Raw genomic sequence first — 20,854 nt, forward strand, 5'->3', positions numbered from 1 at the left:
AGATATCCATTTCAAAAAGTATGGCAAAATGCAAAATTAATATAGACACGGATTTCACCGATTACACTGATTTTCACAACAACTATTAATCTGTGTAATCAGTGTCTCAAAATTCCGAGCAATATGATCAATTACCATTTAATTTGAAAGGGATACTCTATTAGCATCCAGAATATAACATTTTTATCCGATGTGGTCATCTAAGCCCAAAGGTGAACCTGAGAATGAAATATGTTATACTCCTGTGCGATGGCATGGCAGATTACTCCCTGGACGAACTTGACAACAAGACCCCTCTGCAATTTGCCCATACACCCAACATGGATTACATTGCAAGGGAAGGGGTCTGCGGGCTGGCAGTAACTATTCCACCAGATATGCCGCCCGGCTCTGATGTTGCAAACCTTTCCATCCTGGGCTATGACCCGGCTAAATACTATTCAGGCAGGGGTCCGCTGGAAGCGGCCAGTATGGGAGTGGAACTGGGACCTGACGACATTGCCTTTCGATGTAACATTATAACTGAAAAGGACGGGATTATCGAAGACTACAGTGCCGGTCATATCTCCACAGACGAGGCCGGAGAACTCATAAAGGAAATAGACGAGCATCTCGGCAGCAATGGAGTAAAATTCTATCCCGGTATCAGCTACCGCCACCTGCTGGTACTTTCAGGCGGCTTGGGACTGGATGCAGAATGTACGCCGCCCCATGACCAGGTGGGAAAAAAGGTCAGGGATTTCCTGCCAGGCGGCAAGGACTCGGAACTGCTCACCAGGCTTATCATGGATTCAAAACCGCTGCTGGAGGGGCATGAAGTGAACCAGGCCCGGGCAAATGAAGGTAAGAATATGGGCAACATGATCTGGCCGTGGGCACAGGGCAGAGCTGTGTCCATGCCCACCTTCAGGGAATTGTACAACATTAGCGGGGCCATGATCTCGGCAGTGGACCTGTTAAAAGGACTTGGGGTCTGCGCCGGACTGGAAGTGATCGATGTGCCAGGGGCTACCGGTTACCTTGATACCAACTACAAAGGCAAGGCAGAGGCTGCACTTGATGTACTGGATTCGGATGATTTCGTTTATGTGCATGTGGAGGCCGCAGACGAGGCGTCACATATTGGTGATATTGATGCAAAGATCAAGGCCCTCGAAGATTTCGATCGCAAAGTTGCGGGTCTTATCCTTGACGGGATGGCTGCCTTTGATGATTATAAGGTACTGTTGATGCCTGACCACAGGACACCCATCCCACTCAGGACCCACACACATGACCCTGTACCCTTTGCTGTGCTTTCAAGTAATGGCAATAAGGATGATGTTACTGAATACAATGAGTTCTCTGTAGAAGCGGGCTCACTGGGAATAGTGAAGGGGCACAGGATCATGAATTATCTGGTACGTAATAAATTTTAAATATTACACAGTTGCTTCTTCGAGACTTAATTCTCCTGCTGCGAGCGGGTGTACAAGCAGGGTTGAATTATGGAATTTCTTCATAATTCCATCTATTTTTTCAGATATTTCAGGAGTATAATATGCTTCGCCGCAGTCTTCACAGATGTATGCTGAAACATCCTTTATGGCAAGTACTTCATTTTCAACCCTTACAATGAATTCAGTGTTTCCTTTGACAAGCTTGCCTTTGCAGAAACTACAGCTATTAGGTATCATTCAAGATCTCCTATACTTCAGTGCCCTTATTCATATGCCCAAGTGCCGTATCCCAGTAATGCCTGGCAGCCTCACGGATTGCCTCGATCTCATCAGCCTTCACCTCCCGCACTACCTTTCCCGGACTGCCTAAGCTGAGGCTGCCCGGTGGGAATGTCCTGTCTTCTGTTATCAGCGTCCCGGCACCCACAAGACAGCCGTCCCCCAGGGTTGCCCTGTTCATCACAATCGACCCCATGCCGATCATGCAGCCATCGCCGATCGTGCATCCGTGAAGTATAGCGCCGTGGCCAACCACACAGTACCCGCCTATCCTTGCAACATTGTCCGGGCCGGCATGCACAGTGCAGTTGTCCTGGATATTTGTCCACGGACCGATACTAATGGCACAAGGGTCGCCCCTGACCACTGCATTGGACCAAATACTGACATAATCACCCAGTTCCACATTCCCGATAACCGCACCCAGCGGGTCGATATAGATGGGGTCACCAAGTTTTGGGAACATTCCCTGGTATCCCCTTATTCTGTCCTCCATTTAGACCAGCCTTACCAGTACCCTATTCTCTCAATAACGATTCTACTGCCATTTCAATACTCTGGCGAGAGTTGTGCCCCGGCACCCAGCCTAGCGCCTTTAATTTCTCTATGGACAGCAGCATGAACTTCACGTCTCCTTTCCAGCCAGCACCGCCGTCCACCCCGCCTGTGAACCTGTACTCCACATCACTATAACCCATCTTTTGTGTAACGATATCTGCAATGCCTGTCACGTCGATGGAATCCTCTGATCCGATATTGAAAATATTGACGGTCCCATCCGAGTGCTCCACCCCGAACACCATGGCATCCACACAGTCATCCACATCCAGGTACGATTTTTTCTGCCTGCCCGAGCCCAGTATCTCCAGGGTGAACGGGTCTACTCGCAGTTTGTTGATGAAATCCACAAGCACACCGTGGGAGCCCCTGCTGCCTACAATGTTGGCAAAACGGTAGAGCCATGCTTTCATGTTAAAAGTATGGCAGTACGAGGATATCAATGCCTCACATGCCAGTTTCGATGCGCCGTACAGGGATATTGGTACCTGGGGTCCGTAATCCTCTGGTGTGGGCATTATGCTGGCAGCACCGTACACTGTGGATGTGGATGTAAATACTAACCGGGCGGTCCCTGTTAGTCTCATGGCTTCAAGCAGGTTGTAGGTGGCAAGGATGTTTTGTTCAAGGTGCACTTTTGTGTCTTCTGCCCCCAGCCTCACATCAGGGTTGGCGGCAAGGTGGAACACCATATCAATGCCATCAAGGGCAGATGTGATGGTGCCGGGTTCCATTAAGTCACCCTCGATCAATTTGAAATTAGTATTATCCATGTGGTGCTGTACGAATTCCATTCTGCCGGAACTCAGGTTATCAAGAACGGTGACCTTGTTTTTTTTAATGAGATGATCTACAACGTGGCTGCCGATGAAGCCTGCGCCACCTGTTATTAGTATATTTTTGTTGGTTAATTTCATAGTATTATCTACCTGCTATGAGGGAATAATCTTTAACTTTATTGTATTAATATTTTGTTAACAATTGCAAATAGTATTGATTGTCTATTTAAGTTAGGGAATGCCCAATAAATAATTTACCCAAACAGGCTGTCCCAAAACTAAAAGCATGTGTACAAATCTAATGATGTTTATCCCATTTAGGATAATAATTTTATATTATAATTAAAAATTGTCTGATTGAGATAAAATATGGCTGAATTGTATAAAATATATTGGTTTTGGGACAGCTTGCAAAGGTGGGTTTTATGGTGACATCCCACTGTGGTAATTTTTTCAATATTTAGATTCTCTCTTCAGAGATTTTCATTGCTTATGTTGTTAATTTAACCCCCCTCCTCCAAAAAGAATACATACTAAACCACCATAGTATACCATGGTGATACAATTGCAAACAATCCCTGCCAAATTGACATCAAAACTGGTAGCAGAACTCGATGCCTTGATCAAAGAAGGGTGGTATGCCAATCGTTCAGAAGCCATCCGGGATGCCGTGCGCAATATGGTAGAGCGGAAACAATTGGCGAGACTTGAAGCCGCAGTTGAAGAAGACATTCAATGGGGACTTCATGGAGATTAAAGCAATTTCTGATGCCGGGCCCATCATACATCTCTCAGAGATAGGAACATCCACGTGTTTTTCACTATTCAGCAAAGTGCTTGTACCCAGGGATGTCTACAACGAAGTCAAAGTTTGCAACCTGCCCGGGAACAATGAAATTGAGTCAAAGATATTTGAGATAGTTGACATTACATCAAACAAAAAGGACCAGATAGAATATTTTTCAACAAAATATGACATCAGCATACCTGATGGAAGCGTAATAACACTTTCAAAGTATACAGGTATCAATCTCGTCCTGAGCGATGACCTGGACGTAAGGGATGTTCTAAAATCAATGGGAATGCAACCTGTTGGTTCCATAGGTATACTTCTCAGGGCATACAGGGAGGGGATAATATCCTATGATGATGCAGCAAAAGCACTTGAAGACCTGTTAGATATTTCTTCTTTGTATGTTACTTCCAGGCTCATTCAAAATGCGAAAAAAGCATTGAAGGAATATGATGCAGGTTACATGATGGAATAGGAATATGTGTATGAGGGTTGCTCAGAAGAATAAATAATAAGATTTCTGTGCACCTCGTTCCTGGCGTTGTTGACCGGGCGTATGTGTTACTACGCTGGATGTGGTGTGGGGAAGTCGTTCGCATTTTCCAAGCCTGCATGAAAGTATATAATTTCCTATGCGCTAAAAAGAACGGAAAAGGTGAAGCAAGTTATACTTGATATACAGTCAAAAAAAGAAGATAGGGGCATTTAAATTGCCCCTGATGGAATAATTTTACTGAGGTTTCTCGTACAGTTTGGTCTTGGTCTTCAGACTTCCATCCTTCATGTGGGGCTGCCTGAACACTGCATCATTGCCCTTCTCTATCTCCCTGGCATCTATTGCCAGCTGGGCTGCAGCTCTCATCATCTCGTGACCAGTCGCAGTTGTCAATGTAACCTGCTCGATGTCCTTCATCATGAAGCAAGCCGGGAAGTTGATCTCTGCCACCTTATCAGTCATATGCAGGGCTGCCAGTGCCTTAGCTTTGGCGTATGGGTTGTTGAACCCAGCACTCTCCACAGCTTTCTGGGCACTCACCAGGAGATGGGGCAGTTCAAGGTCCTTGCCAGCATCAGCCTGTGCAATAACAGCATCAAATGCTTCCTGTATCAACCTGACCACACCACATGTGGACAGCACTTTCATGGCATCGCTGTTAAAGCTGGCCATCTCCACGGGGTCAAGGAACTCTGTCTTTGCACCAATAAGTGGGTCCACTTTCATTATGATATAACCGAATCCCGCATCTTCAAGGGCCTTGCGGTCATCTTTCTTAGTTGGGCCGTCAGATATCACGATGACTTTTTTATCTTTCCATATCTCCCGTGCCGCTGTGGGGCCTGGTGCAGATGAATTGGGGCTTATCATGACATAGAAATCAGCTTCAAATTCCTTGAAGTGTTTCGTTTTTGCAGCCTCTTCCTTACCCATTTTGGCTCCCGTACCAAAAGACATAACCTCTATTCCCTTTCTCGCAGCAATCTCATCAAGAATGAGATCGACAACCTGGGACATACCCAGGTTTCCTAACTTTATAAATCCTACTTTAGCCATATTGGATCACGAAAGTGATATTGGATAATGTACTTATATGTTTTTTGGATTTGTCCTGATAAAAAACGTATAAAATCACATAAATGTAATGATTAATATGAAACTTTAACTTCGCAATCCTTATGGCTAAACAGCAGAATTAACTGTCGGTGATATTTGTTGGTTAGGGTATTGGCCACAGGGACCTTTGATATTTTACATCCTGGACATCTGTTGTATCTGGAAGAAGCAAAAAAACTGGGTGATGAGTTGTGGGTCATCGTAGCTCGCAGTTCCATGGTGGACCATAAACCAAAACCAGTGCTCTCCGATGACCAAAGGTTAAAAATGGTCGCAGCATTAAAAGTGGTGGACCATGCTGTACTTGGAGATAATCATGACATGTTCAAACCACTTGAGGATATTCGACCCGATATCGTGGTGCTTGGACATGACCAGCATTTCAATGCCAAAGAACTTGAGGAAAAAATCAGGGACAGGGGAATAAATGCGAAAGTTGTAAGGGTAACTGCCTATGAGCGGTGCAATACCTGCAGTACAGGGACTATCGTAAAATTGATCAAGGAAAAACAGTGAATTATAATTTGGGGAAATCTATCTCAAAGATTCCAGGTTTCTGCAATACTAAATTTAGAACTTACCTCCCGTTAGTGTTTTGGTGTCGGTCACACCTGTTATTTTGCGGATCTTGTTAAAAACAATATCGCTCAACTGGTCGAAATCCTTTACAGTAACCTTTGCAATAAGGTCATATTCCCCGAACAGCGGATAAATCTCTGGAATATCTGGCTCTTTTAACAGACAGTCGAACACATCCCGCTCCTTGCCCGGGGTCACATTTATTAATACAAATCCCACTGACATTGAAACCACTCTTGTTTTGATTGTTAACTTTACAATATTCTAATAGAAGGTTGGTTAAATTCTATTTATATTTTTTCTAATTACTGTCCTCATTCAGGGATACTTTTCAAAAATACTCAATTTGTTATTAGAATCTTATCGCAATATTATTAAGCATTTAACCGAATTTCGGGTCAAATTACTTGATTGAAACATAACCATATTTAGATAAAAAATGGAGGAAGTGATTTGCCAGACCATAAATATGTATACTTTTTCGGTGAAGATAAGACTGAAGGCAATGCAACAATGAGAAATCTTCTGGGTGGAAAAGGTTCCCACCTGGCTGAGATGGCTAATTTGGGAATACCTGTACCCCCGGGTTTTACAATAACAACGGAAGTATGTACAGAATACTTCGAAAACCAGCAGCAATATCCTGAAAAGTTGGATGAACAGGTTGCACAGCAGCTTGCTAAACTGGAAGAAGAAACCGGGCTCAAGTTCGGTGACAATTCAAACCCATTATTGTTATCTGTCAGGTCAGGTGCAAGGATATCCATGCCTGGTATGATGGATACGGTACTTAATCTGGGACTGAACGACAAAACAGTGGCGGCACTGGCAGAGGAAGTGGACGAGAGGTTCGCCTACGATTGCTACAGGCGTTTTATCAACATGTTCAGCGATGTGGTACTGGGCATTGAGCATAAGAAGTTCGAGAATATCCTGGGTGCCAAGAAGAAAGAACTTGGTGTTGAGAATGATACTGAACTGGACGGAGAGGCCCTCAAGGATGTGTCAGCAAAATACATGGCAATGGTCGAGGAAAAGACAGGCCAGGATTTCCCCCAGGACCCTATGACCCAGTTATGGATGTCCATAAATGCTGTTTTTGATTCATGGAATACGCCCAGGGCCATTAAATACAGGAAGATAAATGGCATACCTGACGACTGGGGAACTGCCGTAAATGTGCAGTTCATGGTCTACGGGAACATGGGTGAAAATTCAGGAACTGGTGTAGCATTTACCCGAAACCCTTCAACAGGTGAACGAAAATTCTATGGTGAATACCTGATGAACGCCCAGGGCGAGGACGTAGTGGCAGGTATCAGGACGCCCCACCACATCGAAGCACTGAACCAGGAAATGCCAGAGATGTATGCCCAGCTCGATGACATCAAGGAACGGCTTGAACATCATTTCAAGGAAATGGAAGATATCGAGTTCACGATCCAGCAGGGCAAGCTCTACATGCTCCAGACCAGGACAGGCAAGCGGACCGCAGCGGCTGCAGTTAAGATCGCAATCGACATGTTCAACGAAGGACTGATCACCAGGGATGAGGCACTACTGAAGGTAGACCCAGAGCAACTTGACCAGCTCCTGCATCCTATGATCGACCCCAACGAGAAGGTGGATGCAATAGCCAAGGGACTTCCTGCATCACCCGGCGCGGGGGTCGGAAAGGTGGTGTTCACTGCCGAACATGCCGAAGAGATGACAGAAGCAGGTGAAAAAGTGGTCCTGGTGCGTAACGAGACTTCTCCCGAAGATATTGGCGGGATGCATGTGGCACAGGGTATACTTACTGCCAGGGGCGGTATGACGTCCCATGCAGCAGTGGTGGCAAGGGGCATGGGTAAATGCTGTGTTGCGGGATGCGGTGCAATCCAGATCGACGAGGATGAGGGACTGTTCACTGCGAACGGCCATACAGTGAAGGAAGGCGATTTTATTACTTTGAACGGTACGACCGGTGAAGTCATTGTAGGCCAGGCCAAACTTATTACTCCTGATATTAGCGGGGACCTTAACACAATACTGGACTGGGCAGATGATGTCAGGACACTTGGGGTAAGGACCAATGCGGATACTCCCGAGGATGCCGGGACTGCCCGGGATTTTGGTGCCGAAGGCATCGGTCTGTGCCGGACCGAACATATGTTCTTTGGCGAGGAAAGAATCCATATAGTACAGGACATGATCCTGGCAGATACAAAAGAAGGCAGGATGGCGGCACTGAAGACGCTGTTACCCATGCAGCGTAGCGATTTTACGGGTATATTTGAGGTAATGAAAGGGTATCCTGTGACTATCAGGCTGCTGGACCCGCCACTTCATGAGTTCCTTCCAAAACATGACGAACTTATGGAGCAGTATGCAAAGTTAAAGGCTGCCGGTGACACTAATAAGATTCGTGAGATCAAAGACCTGATAAAGCGGGTGAATTCGCTTCATGAGTTCAATCCCATGCTTGGACACAGGGGCTGCAGGCTCGGCATCACATATCCTGAGATCTATGAGATGCAGGTAAGGGCCATATTTGAGGCTGCCTGCGAACTGGTAAAGGATGGGTATGAGATCGTGCCCGAAGTGATGATACCTCTTGTTGGTCATATCAACGAGTTCAAGGTTACAAGGGATAGTGCCGTGGCAGTGGCCAAACAGGTCATGGAAGATCAGGGCGTTGAACTGGATTACATGATCGGGACCATGATAGAACTTCCAAGGGCAGCCATTACAGCGGATGAGATCGCTACAGAGGCAGAATTCTTTAGTTTTGGTACCAATGACCTTACACAGACCACATTTGGCCTGAGCCGTGATGATGCCGGTAAATTCCTTCCGTATTATGTTGAAATAGGCATACTTGAAAATGACCCGTTCGTGGCTATTGACCAGGATGGTGTTGGCCAGCTTATCAAGATGGGTGTGGATAAGGGCAGGTCAAGTCGACCTGACCTGAAAATTGGCATTTGCGGCGAACACGGCGGAGAGCCCAGTAGTGTTATATTCTGCCACAACATCGGGCTGGATTATGTGAGCTGCTCACCATTCAGGGTTCCGATCGCCAGGTTGGCTGCTGCACATGCTGTGCTGAAAAAAGGTGAGTAACAGACACTTGATACCGGCTTTTATGAGCCCGCGTGAAATATTTATACTATTGGATGTAAATCCTAATCAAAAGGTGGAATATGCCAGAAATAATTGAATGCGAATCAGGATCTTATCCGGTTGTGGATGCCAACGGTAAACCTATCGAAGTAGGCAATCCTGTTAAATACAGAGGAACTGGCACCAAGGGGCATGTGACTGAGATCATATGTGACAGCGAAGGTGCCTGGGCCGTGATCGATACCAAAAACTTGCTGTATAAGCTGGAAACCCTTACTGTGCTGGAAGAACTGGAAACCAAGGCTGAGATGGGCGAGCGTGAATTCTCCACAGAGGAGATACAGGAAGTGCTGGAAAAAGCAGAAGAAGAAGCAAAAGATGTAAAGTTTGAGGATAGTAACCTGGAATCTGGCGGATAGTTATATACACATGTTGCGTATTGGTGTCGTAATCCATGGACCTGCGGTTATCGACTCTGGCAGGGCAGGGAGACTTATTGAAATATTATCCGGCATGGGTGAAGTGCATCCTGTCCTGGGAGGCGCCATGGGCAGGGCTGCTGTGATCGATGCAGGATTGGAGGACCTGATCGATATCAGCAGTAGCTTGAAACCCGGTGAATCTATTCTGGCCCTTAATCCTTCATGTGATGTAGTATTGCTGGTGAATGAAGGTAAGTCCATAGAAACGGGACTGGCTTTTGGAAGAATTGTATTTGAGCGGCTACCTGTATTGGAAAAGCCTGTATACCAGTTGGAGTATGCGGGTGGATGTTCACTTATCCGGTTGAACAATGCTTTTCATCCTTTTTTTAATGAACTGAAGCAAGTACTGGATGCCAGTGTGGTTCAATCTCCACCAGCCGTAATGGATCTGGTAATGGAAAATGGAATTACAAGAAGGCCGGTTTTTGGAGTAAGGCCGGGGGAATATGTGACCGTTAATGGTATTGTTATTGGAAAGGCTTTGTCTGATAATGTTGAGATCATTTCCAGTGGCGGCAGGATAACAGGACTGGATGGGGGCAGGCTCAAACTCCATGGTATTGAGAAACTGGAACATGTTGACCTCTCGTCTGCAATTGTGCGGTCAGGGGTTTTAAGGGATACCGTTACCACACCCAGGGTACTTGAACACAAGGCATCGGGATATGCAGTGATCATAGACCATTCGGCAGAGAATACTTTTGAGATAGCAAAGGATGCAGATATGGCAGTAGTAGTGGGGGATGATACCACGGCAGTAGCAGGCGACCTGCTTACCCGCCTGGGCATCCCAATGATAGGCATCACCGACGGTGACAGGGACGGTATCACGCACCATGCCCATGTGCCGCCCGGGTCTGTTATTATCAGGGTCTCTCCAGGGAATGATGATATTGTGGGGCGCCGGGTGCGTGAGGAGATATTCGGCGGCCGGGGCCAAATGGAGATAGGGGATGGCGGGTTTGATGGAATACTGGATGGTGTGATAGGAGTTGCCAGGGGGATGGTGGAAGAGGTTATGCGGTATTAACTGAACCTTCTTCAATTCTCAAAATCGAATTTTTCAAGAATTTTACACATCTTCCTGCCGGAAACAGGAAGGAGACGTGTCATACTTTAACCTCTAATTGCTGTACTCCTACAAACTTTAAAGGCAGAATATTATCTCTATCTTCAGCTTCAATGCAGACCTGTATTGCTTCCTTTATTCGTTCCATGACTTGCTCTACAGATCTACCTTGAGTATAGCAGCCAGAAATATCTGGTACTTTTGCAATGTATATTCCATCCTCATCCTGTTCAATGAGAACTGTAAAATTAAATATTTCCTGCTCCATTGAAATCACTAATCATTATTTATCTGTTTGATATTTAGAGATTGTCGGAAAAGCCTTGTTTTTCAATATTTCAGCTTTACGGTCTAAACTCGACATGGCGCAGCATGGTGATTTAGTTGGAATAATAATTTTGAAAGTTTCAATTTAAGCGCTTTTTAGGTACTTTTCCGACAGTCTCCTATTAACCAAATACCTGTACATCATCTTAAAATGTGAAAATTCAGCCTTTTAGGTCGCAAGTCCAAATCAATCACAAAAAAATTACTTAACCTATGAAATGTACATAAATACATGATCCATTTTTTTTGGATCAGGAGGAGATTAAATGGGAAAATACTCAATCGATGAATTTATTGATTCGACCGGACAGCGTGATCTGGGAGAGGGCACTTTCGAACTGGAACGGGACCGATTGCTTGAGATAAATCTAGAAGGAAAAGTATGGACGAAAATGGGATCAATGGTTGCTTACCTGGGAGATATCAAGTTCACCAGGGAAGGGGTCATGGAACACGGAATTGGCAAAATGCTGAAAAAAGCCGTGACTGGAGAAGGCGTAAGACTTACAAAAGCAGAAGGTACAGGCAAATTATACTTAGCAGACAGTGGTAAGAAGATATCGGTCATCAACCTGGACAAGCAGTCCATATTTGTCAACGGCAACGACCTGCTGGCATTTGAGGAGTCAATCATGTGGGATATAAAAATGCTGAAAAAAGTTGCAGGATTAATGGCAGGCGGGCTTTTCAATGTAAAACTTGAAGGAACAGGTATGATTGCCATAACCACACACTATGACCCACTGACACTCAAAGTAACACCTGAAACCCCCGTATTTACTGACCCCAATGCCACAGTGGCATGGTCAGGCAATCTTCAACCTGATCTGAAAACAGATGTTTCCCTGAAGACATTTGTGGGACGGAGCAGTGGCGAATCACTACAGATGGCCTTCAAAGGTGACGGTTTCGTAGTCATACAGCCGTATGAAGAAGTATATTTCCAGGCTGGAACATAAGGATAAGAAGGATTTATCTATAATTACATCTGGAATATAGGAGTAGTAGTAGTCTTGACTATCCTTGGCAACTTATTAATTAAAAAAAAGTCATTTAATTATTCAGTGATCACTTATGAGATTAGATAAATTTACCATAAAGGCACAGGAAGCATTTTCTGATGCAAAGAATATCACACTTGATAATAATCAGCAGCAGCTTGATGTAGAACAACTCATGCTGGCACTGATCAACCAGAAAGAAGGACTTACCCTACAGATACTTCAAAGATTAGGGGCCAATGTATCTGGAATAATCGGGCGGCTGGAAGAAGAAATTAACAAGATCCCAAGAGTGGCAGGAGCAGAACAGCTCTATATGTCCCAGCGGATCAATAATGTGGTTGATGCGGCCTTTGATGAGATGAAACAGCTTAAAGATGAATACCTGAGCACTGAACATCTGCTGCTGGCCATTACTGATGAGAAACATGGCATCTCGTCAGATATCCTGAAAGAGAATGGAGCAACAAAGGATATAATCCTCAAAGCCCTCAAGGAGGTAAGGGGTTCATCCAGGGTCACGGACCAGAATCCGGAGGATAAATACCAGGCGCTGGAAAAGTACGGTCGTGACCTCACAGAAGCAGCAGCACTGGGAAAGCTGGATCCTGTGATCGGTCGGGATAACGAGATTCGCAGGGTACTTCAGGTACTTTCCCGCAGGACAAAGAACAATCCTGTACTTATAGGGGAACCCGGTGTGGGAAAAACCGCAATTGCAGAGGGTTTGGCGCTTCGCATATTTATGGGGGATGTGCCTGACACCATCAAGGACAAGCAAGTCGTGACCCTTGACATGGGTGCCCTTGTGGCAGGTACCAAGTTTCGTGGTGAGTTCGAAGAGCGACTGAAAGCGGTGATCAAAGAGGTACAGGATTCTGAAGGAAACATCATCCTTTTTATTGATGAACTGCACACCCTTGTGGGAGCAGGGGCAGCCGAAGGGTCCATCGATGCCTCAAATCTCCTGAAACCAGCCCTGGCCAGGGGAGAACTGCGGGCCATTGGTGCTACTACACTGAACGAGTACAGGAAATACATCGAAAAGGATGCAGCACTGGAGCGCAGGTTCCAGCTCGTACTGGTGGATGAACCCACTGTGGATGAGACCATATCGATCCTGCGTGGCTTAAATGAGAAATATGAGATTCATCACGGTGTCAGGATACAGGATTCGGCTCTCGTGGCTGCAGCTGTGTTGTCCAACCGCTATATTACAGACCGGTTTTTACCTGATAAGGCCATTGACCTGGTCGATGAGGCCGCATCCAAGCTCAGGATAGAGATAGACAGCATGCCTGCTGAACTTGATTATGCTGAGCGGAAGATCAGGCAGCTTGAGATCGAGCGCCAGGCAGTGAAGAAGGAAAAGGACGATTACTCGAAGGAGCGCCTGGAAAAGATCGATAAAGAACTATCTGACTTAAAAGAACAGAGCAGCCAGATGAAGGCCCACTGGCAGCTTGAAAAGGACACCATCCAGATCATACGGGGAATAAAGGGTGATATAGAAAAGAAACGGATGGAATCCGAGAAAGCAGAACATGAAGGCAATCTGGAGATGGCTTCTGAACTTAGGTATGGCACACTGCCGGAATTGCAAAAGCAACTGGAAGTTGAAAATACTAAACTGGTAGAGCTCCAGAAGGACCAGAAAATGCTCAAGGAAGAGGTGGACGAGGAGGACATAGCAGAGGTTGTATCCAACTGGACCCACATCCCGGTGAGCAAGATGCTGGAAGGCGAGATGCAAAAACTGGTGAATATGGAAGAGCGCATCAGGCAGCGTCTGGTGGGACAGGAAGAGGCCGTTACTGCCGTGGCCAATGCGGTGCGAAGGGGCAGGGCCGGCATTTCAGATGTAAACCGGCCCACAGGTTCGTTCATGTTCCTGGGCCCCACCGGCGTGGGTAAAACAGAGCTGGGCCGGGCACTGGCTGAATTCCTGTTCGATGATGAGGCCGCAATGGTCAGGCTGGATATGAGCGAGTATATGGAAAAGCATACAGTGGCCCGGCTCATCGGTGCGCCGCCCGGATACGTGGGATATGAGGAGGGTGGCCAGCTTACAGAAGCTGTGAGGCGGCGGCCGTATTCGGTAATATTGTTGGATGAGATCGAAAAGGCACATCCGGATGTGTTCAATCTTATGCTTCAGATACTGGATGACGGCAGGCTTACAGACGGGCATGGGCGCACTGTTGATTTCAAGAACACGGTGATAATCATGACATCTAATATCGGAAGTCAGTGGATAGTCGAACATGGTGATGATGAAGTTGAGATGGAGAAACGGGTGATGGAGGCAGTACGGGCTCAATTCAGGCCCGAGTTCCTGAACCGGCTTGATGACGTTATAATATTCCACCAGTTAAAGCTGCCCGAGATTGTGAAGATCGTTGACATCCAGGTCAATATATTAAGTAAACGTTTGAAGGAGAGGAAAATTAATATCGTGCTGAGTGAAAAAGCGAGGGATTTCATAGCACGAACTGGATTTGACCCCACTTTCGGTGCTCGGCCACTTAAACGTACCATACAGCATAAGATACTGGACCCACTGGCAATGAAGATATTGAACAAGGAGTTCGGTGAAGGGGATTCCATTGAGGTGGATGTGGAGGAATCTGAAATAGTCTTTAAGAAACAGGAAAATAAAGGAAATTAGGTACTGTGGATAAACTCCACAGTGCCATTTCAGGAGTTATTCTATCTGAAGGGTTTTTATCTTAATAACTATACTCCGCAGCATCCTGAGCAGTTTGCGGTGCTGTACTACCCTGATGACCCTGCAGGCACACTCTTCCACCAGCCCGGCACCCCACCATGTGCCTCCATAGCTGGTCACCACCGTGGTCAGGCCGTGGGTACGGGTGTATTCCTTCAGGTGCTCTACTGCCTGCTTAAGCAGTCTGTGGGAATGGGGGCTGTCGAACAGGTGGGGCAGGTACGCTACTGCCAAAAGCCGGGGCTGGTATTTTTGGATAACGGGCGGCAGCTGTTGTGTGAGCAGGTCGTTCATCTGGTATTCGGTGAAGGCACGGGCTACGTGGGTCTTTGTCATTACGGTTTTTATGTCTGCCTGCAGCACTTTTGATATGCTTCGCAAGGTGTAGGGGTTGAAGCTGTTACCCCCGTCCACGAAGACTGCGTCCTGCTGGTGTCGGTCCGCAGTATGGGCGCACAGGTACAGGAGCAGGTCGGGCACGAACTTCGAGGGGCCTTCTACAAGGGTTATGGTGGAGGGTTTGAAGCTTTCAAGGTCAAGGCCACAGGCTTGAGAGGATGGATTGTTCATACGGTAGCCTCGCATTTTGTTGAGTTATGTGGATGTTAGGTCGTATGGGGGTAATAATGTGAGGATAGAGTGAGGTGAAAGTATTCTGGGACATTCTGATATATTTATTAAAAAACACTGTGTATGTTATAATGAGTATGCGCATCACCATAAATTTTTTAGAGTACATATATAAAAAACATTATATACTGATAAGTGCTAATATATAAATGTGAGAATGTAATTTGGCATCAAACTATTGCATAAAATTAAGTTTACATGTCTTGATATATTCACGCACATATAAAATATACTCGGAGGTTAAGATATGACAAATAACTTAAGCAAAATATTTATTTATTTAATATTACTTGGAGTATACTTGGTACTCTCGTCTCAAGCAGTTTTTGCCGATGGGACCGAAAACCTGGGAACACCAAGTATAGATATTTCAACTGGTACGGGAGTTATTGCCAGTGGAACTGGTCTTATACCACAACCTGGAACGATAGATATTATTATTCCCGGTTCAGTAGATGTAAAACAGGTGCTTCTGTACTGGGAAGGTCAACATACTTCTCCTGAGGGAGATGATACGGTTCTTGTTGATGGCATTGAGGTTACTGGGATACTGATCGGGGGACCCACATTATGTTTTGGAGACGTAAATACTTCAAGCTATAGGGCTGACATAACCAATATAGAGCGTCTCAGTCTTAAGAATGGCCTAAACACTTTCCAAATCTCGGGTGCTGAATTTAATTATGCAAATAATGGAGCCGGAATATTAGTAATAATCGATGATGGTACCCCACAAAAAGATATTCAACTGCTGGATGGGAACGATTTTGCATTTAGTGGATTTGAACCTACATTAGATACCACTGTTCCTCAGACCTTTATCTTTGCACCGGCAACCACTGATAGGCAGGCAGACCTCTCTATGTTTTTCAGCAGTGTTGCAGGAACGACAAGTGGCGGCGAATTCCGTCCCAGTTCAATAAAAATCACTACAGATATGGGTACAGAAGTTTATTTTGACAATTACCTTGACAGCAACGACGGTCAAGAGTGGGATACCCTGAAATTAACGGTTGATATCCCAGCACAAGCAACCCAATTGACGGTACAGGCACTTTCTGAAAACCGCATTTTAAATTATGATGTCCCCGCTTCCTTTGTATGGACTGCTGCAGCCCTGTCCATACCCTACGAAATTTCGCCTGCTAAGGGTCGCATGACTGGAGGGGGAAGTGTTTTCACAGACGATAATGCTCGGGTTACTCTTGGTTTTGAGATCCACTGTGATTTAAGTAAACCGAACAATTTACAGGTGAACTGGCCAGATGGAAATAAGTTTCATATGCTTGAATTGACATCTGCAATTTGCACAGATGATCCAGAAATCAATCAGAAACCACCTGTAGCTCCACTTGACACCTTCACGGGTGTGGGGACTGGCAGGTTCAATGGTGTAGAGGGTGCGACCATCAACTTTATATTCGTTGACAAAGGAGAACCAGGAAAATCAGATACTGCATGGATACTAATCGTTGATAACGATGGGCAAGAAGTGCTATCTGTAGAAGGATCCATAAAATATGGGAACCTGCAGGCCCATAAATGATTAAGCCATTGAATAATTTAAGTAGGCCTTATATGAAATAAATTCAATACTGGCTTTTCTGGAGAAGAAGAGCCAGTATTAATTTTTAAGTGTTAAACACCGATTTTTATCAGTCGTTTATATTCCACAAAGAATCTACCATTTTTGAATCAAAAACTACAGGCCAGTAACATTTTTTCAGGGAATATAGAATCGGTCTGGCAATCTTGTATTTGTTGATATCCCCTCATGGATTATTTGCGAATATCCTGAGTATCCGATTTCTTGTGGTATATAGCGTATAAATTTCTCCTCAAATCTTGATATATTGAAATGCATTTATAGATTCCAGTATGTCAAGATAGAAAGGCAAACCCTCAAATATGAGGGAATGCCATGCATGTTTAGCCACATGCAAGAGTTACTACATCAACAAGACATAAAAACAAATCCCCCTCTTTCAGTTCGAATGATATTTGAGGACAATCATAATTGGGATGCATTTAGCCTTGCTAATAAAGCCATTCTTCGTGATGTTGAAATTAAAGAAGTCAACAAGATGATATCTTGTAAGGATGAAAAATGTGGTTTTTTTATTCAGGAATGGAAAATAGACTTCTTTGACAATATCAATAAGGGCGTTTGCTTCCAATTGTGAACAATTCACCCCATATATTGCTTATTGTTTGAATTGAGTGTCAAGTGTCTTGAAAGAGAGTCTATCATTTCGTTCTTTTTCTTGATTTCGTTTCATTTTTAATACCTCAGTTTTGTGTATATTTATCTTACAAAGCTGAAGTACTGGCCATATGGCACTATTTCTAAAACGGGATCGTGACAACAAAAATACACAACTCAACACCCCCACTTTAATTGGACATGCTTCTTATACTAAAAATTTATTCAGGTCTCAATAGGGGGTAAAAACCAATGGCCAGAATGAAATGCGAGGCAAACGGCATTACCATCGAAATAAGTCATAGCTCGTGCGTGGGCTGCGGTAAATGCAGGGATAACCGTCCCGCAGATGTTTTTGAACTGGCGGACAGCAAGGCCACGGCATCCATTGTGTGAGAATGCAGCGAATGCTGCCTGTGTGTAGATGTATGCATCGTAAAAGCCATAACTCATAGTTCCGCTGAGACCGGAAAAATCATCGTTTTGGTTAAAATTTTGGTGCAGGGTTTCTACTAACCCCCAAAAAAAATCCCACGGAATCACCCCGTATTCAACCCGAAATCCCACTTCTGCCTCTTCCCCCCTATCCAGCAGCATCCTGCCCTTTTCGGGCGGTTGGGGCACGAACTCCAGCAGGTCGGGCACGAAACGTGAGGGATCTTCCATGAGGGTTATGGAGGGGGTTATGGTGGAGGTTATGTTATGAGCCTTACCAGTTATGTACATGAGTGCCGCAGCTACCGAAATAACCAGATTGCTCTGCACCGGGTTACTGCCAACAGATCGTACAACGTTCAACAACGTTCAACAACGTTTCAATTATATTTGAAACAATATATACTTAACATTAGAATTTCACATAGTTTGAAATCATGGAAGAAATAGAGATACCAGATTCAATCAGGTGTGAATTCGAAATAAAAGGTGGTATAGATGGAATTGTTGAATTGCTTCCTGATGATCAAAGAATAGGATATATCAGCTCGATCGCCCGTGCGATATCAGATCCTGTACGGCTTAGGGTGTTATTTGCACTTTGTATACAGCCGATGTGTGTCTGCCTGATAGTCGCGATGACAGAGTATGCATACTCGAAGATGTCATATCATCTTTCTATACTCAGGGATGGCGGTTTGATATGCTCAAAGCAGGAGGGAAATTATCTGATATATTATCCGACAGATCTTGGTAGAAAAGTTGTGGAATGGATTGGAAAATCGTTGTGACTGTTGCCATCATCGTTGAGACTCTTATTAAACTTCCAAACAAATCATAGTAGTGCGGGGTTATAGGTAAGTCCGAAAAAGTGTACGCAATTTCATATTTCATGCACAACCGTTTTTTTATGAGCTTCCCATCAAAAATAAAATATTTATGATCCATATTTGCCCTGAAGAAAAAAATACCTGAATTTCATCAAAACAATTAAGTCTAAAAAAGTATATAATTCTCAAAGTTTTTAGACTGTGTGATGTATTTTGGAATTTTAACTGTCCTGATAAAAGAATTCAATAAATTCTTTGAAAATAGGTAACTCCAAAAAAGTGTACGCTTCTAAAACATTTTATACAGTGAGTCAAATCTTGAAATCCTCATTTGCCCTGAAGGAAAAATTAAATTGTAAGACTAAAGCGGTGATGGGATTAGTATAAACATAAAATAAAAAATCCACATTTTTATATGTTTGGAAACACAATTATTTCCCAATGTTATTCAAAAAGCCATTATCAAAACTAGAGTATTCAGATTTAGAAAAATTAAAATCTGATAAAACAACAGAATCTGAAATTTTAGAATATAAAAAAGAATATAATGAAAAAAAGGCAGAACATGAAAATAAATTATTGAAAGTAGTAGCTTCATTTTCAAACTCAAATGGTGGATTTTTGATATATGGAATTGAAGAAACTGGTAGTGGGGGATATCCAAAAAAAATATTTGGCATTGACAAAAATATTAATTTAGAAACGTTCGAACAGATAATAATAAGTAATAGTAATTCGGGTTCTAGAAGGACAAAATCAACCATACTATAATAGTAGAAAACAAAAATTTTTCAAAAGATATAATTTTGAATCAAAAGAAATGGATAAACATGAGATATAATCTCTCTATCGAAAAAGATTTTTTGGTGTCGGGAGACTTGCTAAATACGTAGAAGATGCAATATCATTTAATAGCAGTTTATTACCAATTGATCCTAATAAAATAAATGCTCACATTATTATAACTACATTGAGAGTGGATGAAAAGATATTTGGTACATCAAATATACAGGAATTAAATTTCAATCCTAATAACATTAGGTTTGAGCCAAATTTGACTGATTTATATTTATACGGAATTGCTTCTCCATCAAGATATGGAATTAAGTGGAGAGAAGCATATAGAAAACAGGCTATAGAAATTCATAGAAATGGTCTAATTCATTACATGAAAGAATATGGAAACTTTGATGAACAAATTCGATTAAAAATACTATGGGATTATAGCTTAGCTGTTGATTTATTACAGACAATTCAATTTTCCAGTTTGATATACTCTACTTTAGATTTTATTGGTAAAGTCAAGATAATTCTTAAAGTTAGAAATACTGATAATTAGAATATGATAAAATTTAGTAATCAGGCTATCCCAAAACTAAAAGCGTGTGTACAAATCAAATGAAATCTATCTCATCTGGGATAATAACATTGAATTATAATCAATAATTGCCCAATTATGATAAAATATAGCCGAATTGTATAATATGAATTTGTTTTGGGACAGCTTGAAGAGAACATTTTTTTTTGAATAACATAAGGGCATCTTCTCATATCAATCCTCCTTAAAAAACCCTCTCGACCACACTACCAATCCTACATCGAATATGCGCTGGCGATTTACGAAGCCTCTACCATGTCATCTCAGACTGCAAGTCCTCCAGTCCTGCTAAAATTTTTATTTATATAACGCAATATCGATAACAGCGGCTGAAGTCGATCATAGGAAGGCGTATCGGGTGTAGAGCGTTCGCCGTTATCGAAATGTCCAAGATTTCATCAGCAGGATATTCTATCTGTTTGCTTAAGATTATGTTCAAACCGACGCTGAACGAATAAAATTCAAACTTGACTTTCAAAGATGTAGTGAAAAACATTATCAAGCAACCCAATCAATGTATGACCGATCAAAACATAAACTCTCTCGCTATCGATTTACCCACATTCACATAAATTTCCCCAAATCCAGCAGAGAGAACAACCTGGCTTGTTTTGCATCCATCTC

General features: G+C 43.6%; 22 protein-coding genes. 14 read left to right on the forward strand and 8 right to left on the reverse strand.

The window, feature by feature from the left end; genetic code table 11:
- Window positions 1–224 precede the first annotated feature (224 nt).
- On the forward strand, window positions 225–1,418 hold the full coding sequence (locus HF974_02520) for a cofactor-independent phosphoglycerate mutase (protein ID MBC2697212.1): 1,194 nt from the start codon (window positions 225–227) through the stop codon (window positions 1,416–1,418).
- Window positions 1,419–1,421: 3 nt separating this feature from the next.
- On the opposite strand, the gene HF974_02525 is transcribed toward HF974_02520, so the two are convergent.
- Genes HF974_02525 through HF974_02535 form a run of 3 tightly spaced genes read right to left on the reverse strand, consistent with a single transcriptional unit; the run spans window position 1,422 to window position 3,193 of the window.
- Complete coding sequence (locus HF974_02525) at window positions 1,422–1,676, reverse strand: type II toxin-antitoxin system MqsA family antitoxin (protein ID MBC2697213.1); 255 nt, start codon at window positions 1,674–1,676, stop codon at window positions 1,422–1,424.
- 10 nt (window positions 1,677–1,686) lie between these two features.
- Window positions 1,687–2,184, reverse strand: coding sequence for a gamma carbonic anhydrase family protein (locus HF974_02530; GenBank protein MBC2697214.1), 498 nt, complete (start codon window positions 2,182–2,184; stop codon window positions 1,687–1,689).
- A gap of 52 nt (window positions 2,185–2,236) precedes the next feature.
- Complete coding sequence (locus HF974_02535; protein MBC2697215.1) at window positions 2,237–3,193, reverse strand: NAD-dependent epimerase/dehydratase family protein; 957 nt, start codon at window positions 3,191–3,193, stop codon at window positions 2,237–2,239.
- Window positions 3,194–3,608: 415 nt separating this feature from the next.
- On the opposite strand from HF974_02535, the gene HF974_02540 reads away from it, so the two are divergent.
- A complete protein-coding gene (locus HF974_02540; GenBank protein ID MBC2697216.1) occupies window positions 3,609–3,812 on the forward strand; it encodes a ribbon-helix-helix protein, CopG family in 204 nt (67 codons plus the stop codon).
- Window positions 3,802–4,323 (forward strand): hypothetical protein, encoded by a 522-nt coding sequence (locus tag HF974_02545; protein ID MBC2697217.1) that lies wholly within the window; start codon window positions 3,802–3,804, stop codon window positions 4,321–4,323. Before HF974_02540 ends, HF974_02545 begins: the two co-directional genes overlap by 11 nt.
- Before the next feature lie 255 nt (window positions 4,324–4,578).
- Here HF974_02545 and HF974_02550 read toward each other — a convergent pair whose 3' ends face one another.
- Window positions 4,579–5,400, reverse strand: coding sequence for a F420-dependent methylenetetrahydromethanopterin dehydrogenase (locus tag HF974_02550; GenBank protein MBC2697218.1), 822 nt, complete (start codon window positions 5,398–5,400; stop codon window positions 4,579–4,581).
- A 159-nt stretch (window positions 5,401–5,559) separates the two neighbouring features.
- On the opposite strand from HF974_02550, the gene HF974_02555 reads away from it, so the two are divergent.
- On the forward strand, window positions 5,560–5,976 hold the full coding sequence (locus HF974_02555; GenBank protein MBC2697219.1) for an FAD synthase: 417 nt from the start codon (window positions 5,560–5,562) through the stop codon (window positions 5,974–5,976).
- Window positions 5,977–6,030: 54 nt separating this feature from the next.
- On the opposite strand, the gene HF974_02560 is transcribed toward HF974_02555, so the two are convergent.
- On the reverse strand, window positions 6,031–6,264 hold the full coding sequence (locus HF974_02560; protein MBC2697220.1) for an Lrp/AsnC family transcriptional regulator: 234 nt from the start codon (window positions 6,262–6,264) through the stop codon (window positions 6,031–6,033).
- Window positions 6,265–6,492: 228 nt separating this feature from the next.
- Here HF974_02560 and HF974_02565 point away from each other — a divergent pair, with 228 nt between their 5' ends.
- The 3 genes from HF974_02565 (at window position 6,493) to HF974_02575 (ending at window position 10,659) form a co-directional block, all read left to right on the forward strand.
- Window positions 6,493–9,144 carry a pyruvate, phosphate dikinase gene (locus HF974_02565; GenBank protein MBC2697221.1) on the forward strand — a complete coding sequence of 884 codons (2,652 nt, stop codon included), beginning with the start codon at window positions 6,493–6,495 and terminating at the stop codon, window positions 9,142–9,144.
- Between the two features lie 80 nt (window positions 9,145–9,224).
- Entirely contained in the window at window positions 9,225–9,563 is a 339-nt protein-coding gene (locus HF974_02570) for a DUF2098 family protein (GenBank protein ID MBC2697222.1), read from the forward strand.
- A gap of 10 nt (window positions 9,564–9,573) precedes the next feature.
- The gene (locus HF974_02575; protein ID MBC2697223.1) at window positions 9,574–10,659 is read left to right on the forward strand and encodes a DUF2117 domain-containing protein; all 1,086 of its coding nucleotides are present in this window, start codon (window positions 9,574–9,576) and stop codon (window positions 10,657–10,659) included.
- A gap of 79 nt (window positions 10,660–10,738) precedes the next feature.
- On the opposite strand, the gene HF974_02580 is transcribed toward HF974_02575, so the two are convergent.
- A complete protein-coding gene (locus tag HF974_02580; protein MBC2697224.1) occupies window positions 10,739–10,966 on the reverse strand; it encodes a type II toxin-antitoxin system HicB family antitoxin in 228 nt (75 codons plus the stop codon).
- Window positions 10,967–11,291: 325 nt separating this feature from the next.
- On the opposite strand from HF974_02580, the gene HF974_02585 reads away from it, so the two are divergent.
- Together HF974_02585 and clpB are read left to right on the forward strand one after the other, a co-directional pair.
- Window positions 11,292–11,984, forward strand: coding sequence for an AIM24 family protein (locus HF974_02585; GenBank protein ID MBC2697225.1), 693 nt, complete (start codon window positions 11,292–11,294; stop codon window positions 11,982–11,984).
- 115 nt (window positions 11,985–12,099) lie between these two features.
- Entirely contained in the window at window positions 12,100–14,694 is a 2,595-nt protein-coding gene (gene clpB / locus HF974_02590; GenBank protein ID MBC2697226.1) for an ATP-dependent chaperone ClpB, read from the forward strand.
- A gap of 36 nt (window positions 14,695–14,730) precedes the next feature.
- Here clpB and HF974_02595 read toward each other — a convergent pair whose 3' ends face one another.
- The gene (locus HF974_02595; GenBank protein MBC2697227.1) at window positions 14,731–15,324 is read right to left on the reverse strand and encodes a hypothetical protein; all 594 of its coding nucleotides are present in this window, start codon (window positions 15,322–15,324) and stop codon (window positions 14,731–14,733) included.
- 307 nt (window positions 15,325–15,631) lie between these two features.
- On the opposite strand from HF974_02595, the gene HF974_02600 reads away from it, so the two are divergent.
- Together HF974_02600 and HF974_02605 are read left to right on the forward strand one after the other, a co-directional pair.
- Window positions 15,632–16,930 (forward strand): hypothetical protein, encoded by a 1,299-nt coding sequence (locus HF974_02600; GenBank protein MBC2697228.1) that lies wholly within the window; start codon window positions 15,632–15,634, stop codon window positions 16,928–16,930.
- A 391-nt stretch (window positions 16,931–17,321) separates the two neighbouring features.
- Window positions 17,322–17,567: a hypothetical protein gene (locus HF974_02605; protein MBC2697229.1), complete on the forward strand. Its 246-nt coding sequence runs from the start codon at window positions 17,322–17,324 to the stop codon at window positions 17,565–17,567.
- A gap of 245 nt (window positions 17,568–17,812) precedes the next feature.
- Here HF974_02605 and HF974_02610 read toward each other — a convergent pair whose 3' ends face one another.
- Window positions 17,813–18,385 (reverse strand): hypothetical protein, encoded by a 573-nt coding sequence (locus tag HF974_02610; GenBank protein ID MBC2697230.1) that lies wholly within the window; start codon window positions 18,383–18,385, stop codon window positions 17,813–17,815.
- A 74-nt stretch (window positions 18,386–18,459) separates the two neighbouring features.
- Here HF974_02610 and HF974_02615 point away from each other — a divergent pair, with 74 nt between their 5' ends.
- From HF974_02615 to HF974_02625, 3 genes are all read left to right on the forward strand, one after another.
- A complete protein-coding gene (locus HF974_02615; GenBank protein MBC2697231.1) occupies window positions 18,460–18,813 on the forward strand; it encodes a winged helix-turn-helix transcriptional regulator in 354 nt (117 codons plus the stop codon).
- Between the two features lie 480 nt (window positions 18,814–19,293).
- Window positions 19,294–19,623: an ATP-binding protein gene (locus HF974_02620; protein ID MBC2697232.1), complete on the forward strand. Its 330-nt coding sequence runs from the start codon at window positions 19,294–19,296 to the stop codon at window positions 19,621–19,623.
- A gap of 205 nt (window positions 19,624–19,828) precedes the next feature.
- Window positions 19,829–20,191, forward strand: coding sequence for a hypothetical protein (locus HF974_02625; GenBank protein MBC2697233.1), 363 nt, complete (start codon window positions 19,829–19,831; stop codon window positions 20,189–20,191).
- Window positions 20,192–20,854 lie beyond the last annotated feature (663 nt).

The organism is ANME-2 cluster archaeon, from assembly GCA_014237145.1.
In the GTDB taxonomy this organism is placed as follows: Archaea; Halobacteriota; Methanosarcinia; order Methanosarcinales; family Methanocomedenaceae; genus Methanocomedens_A.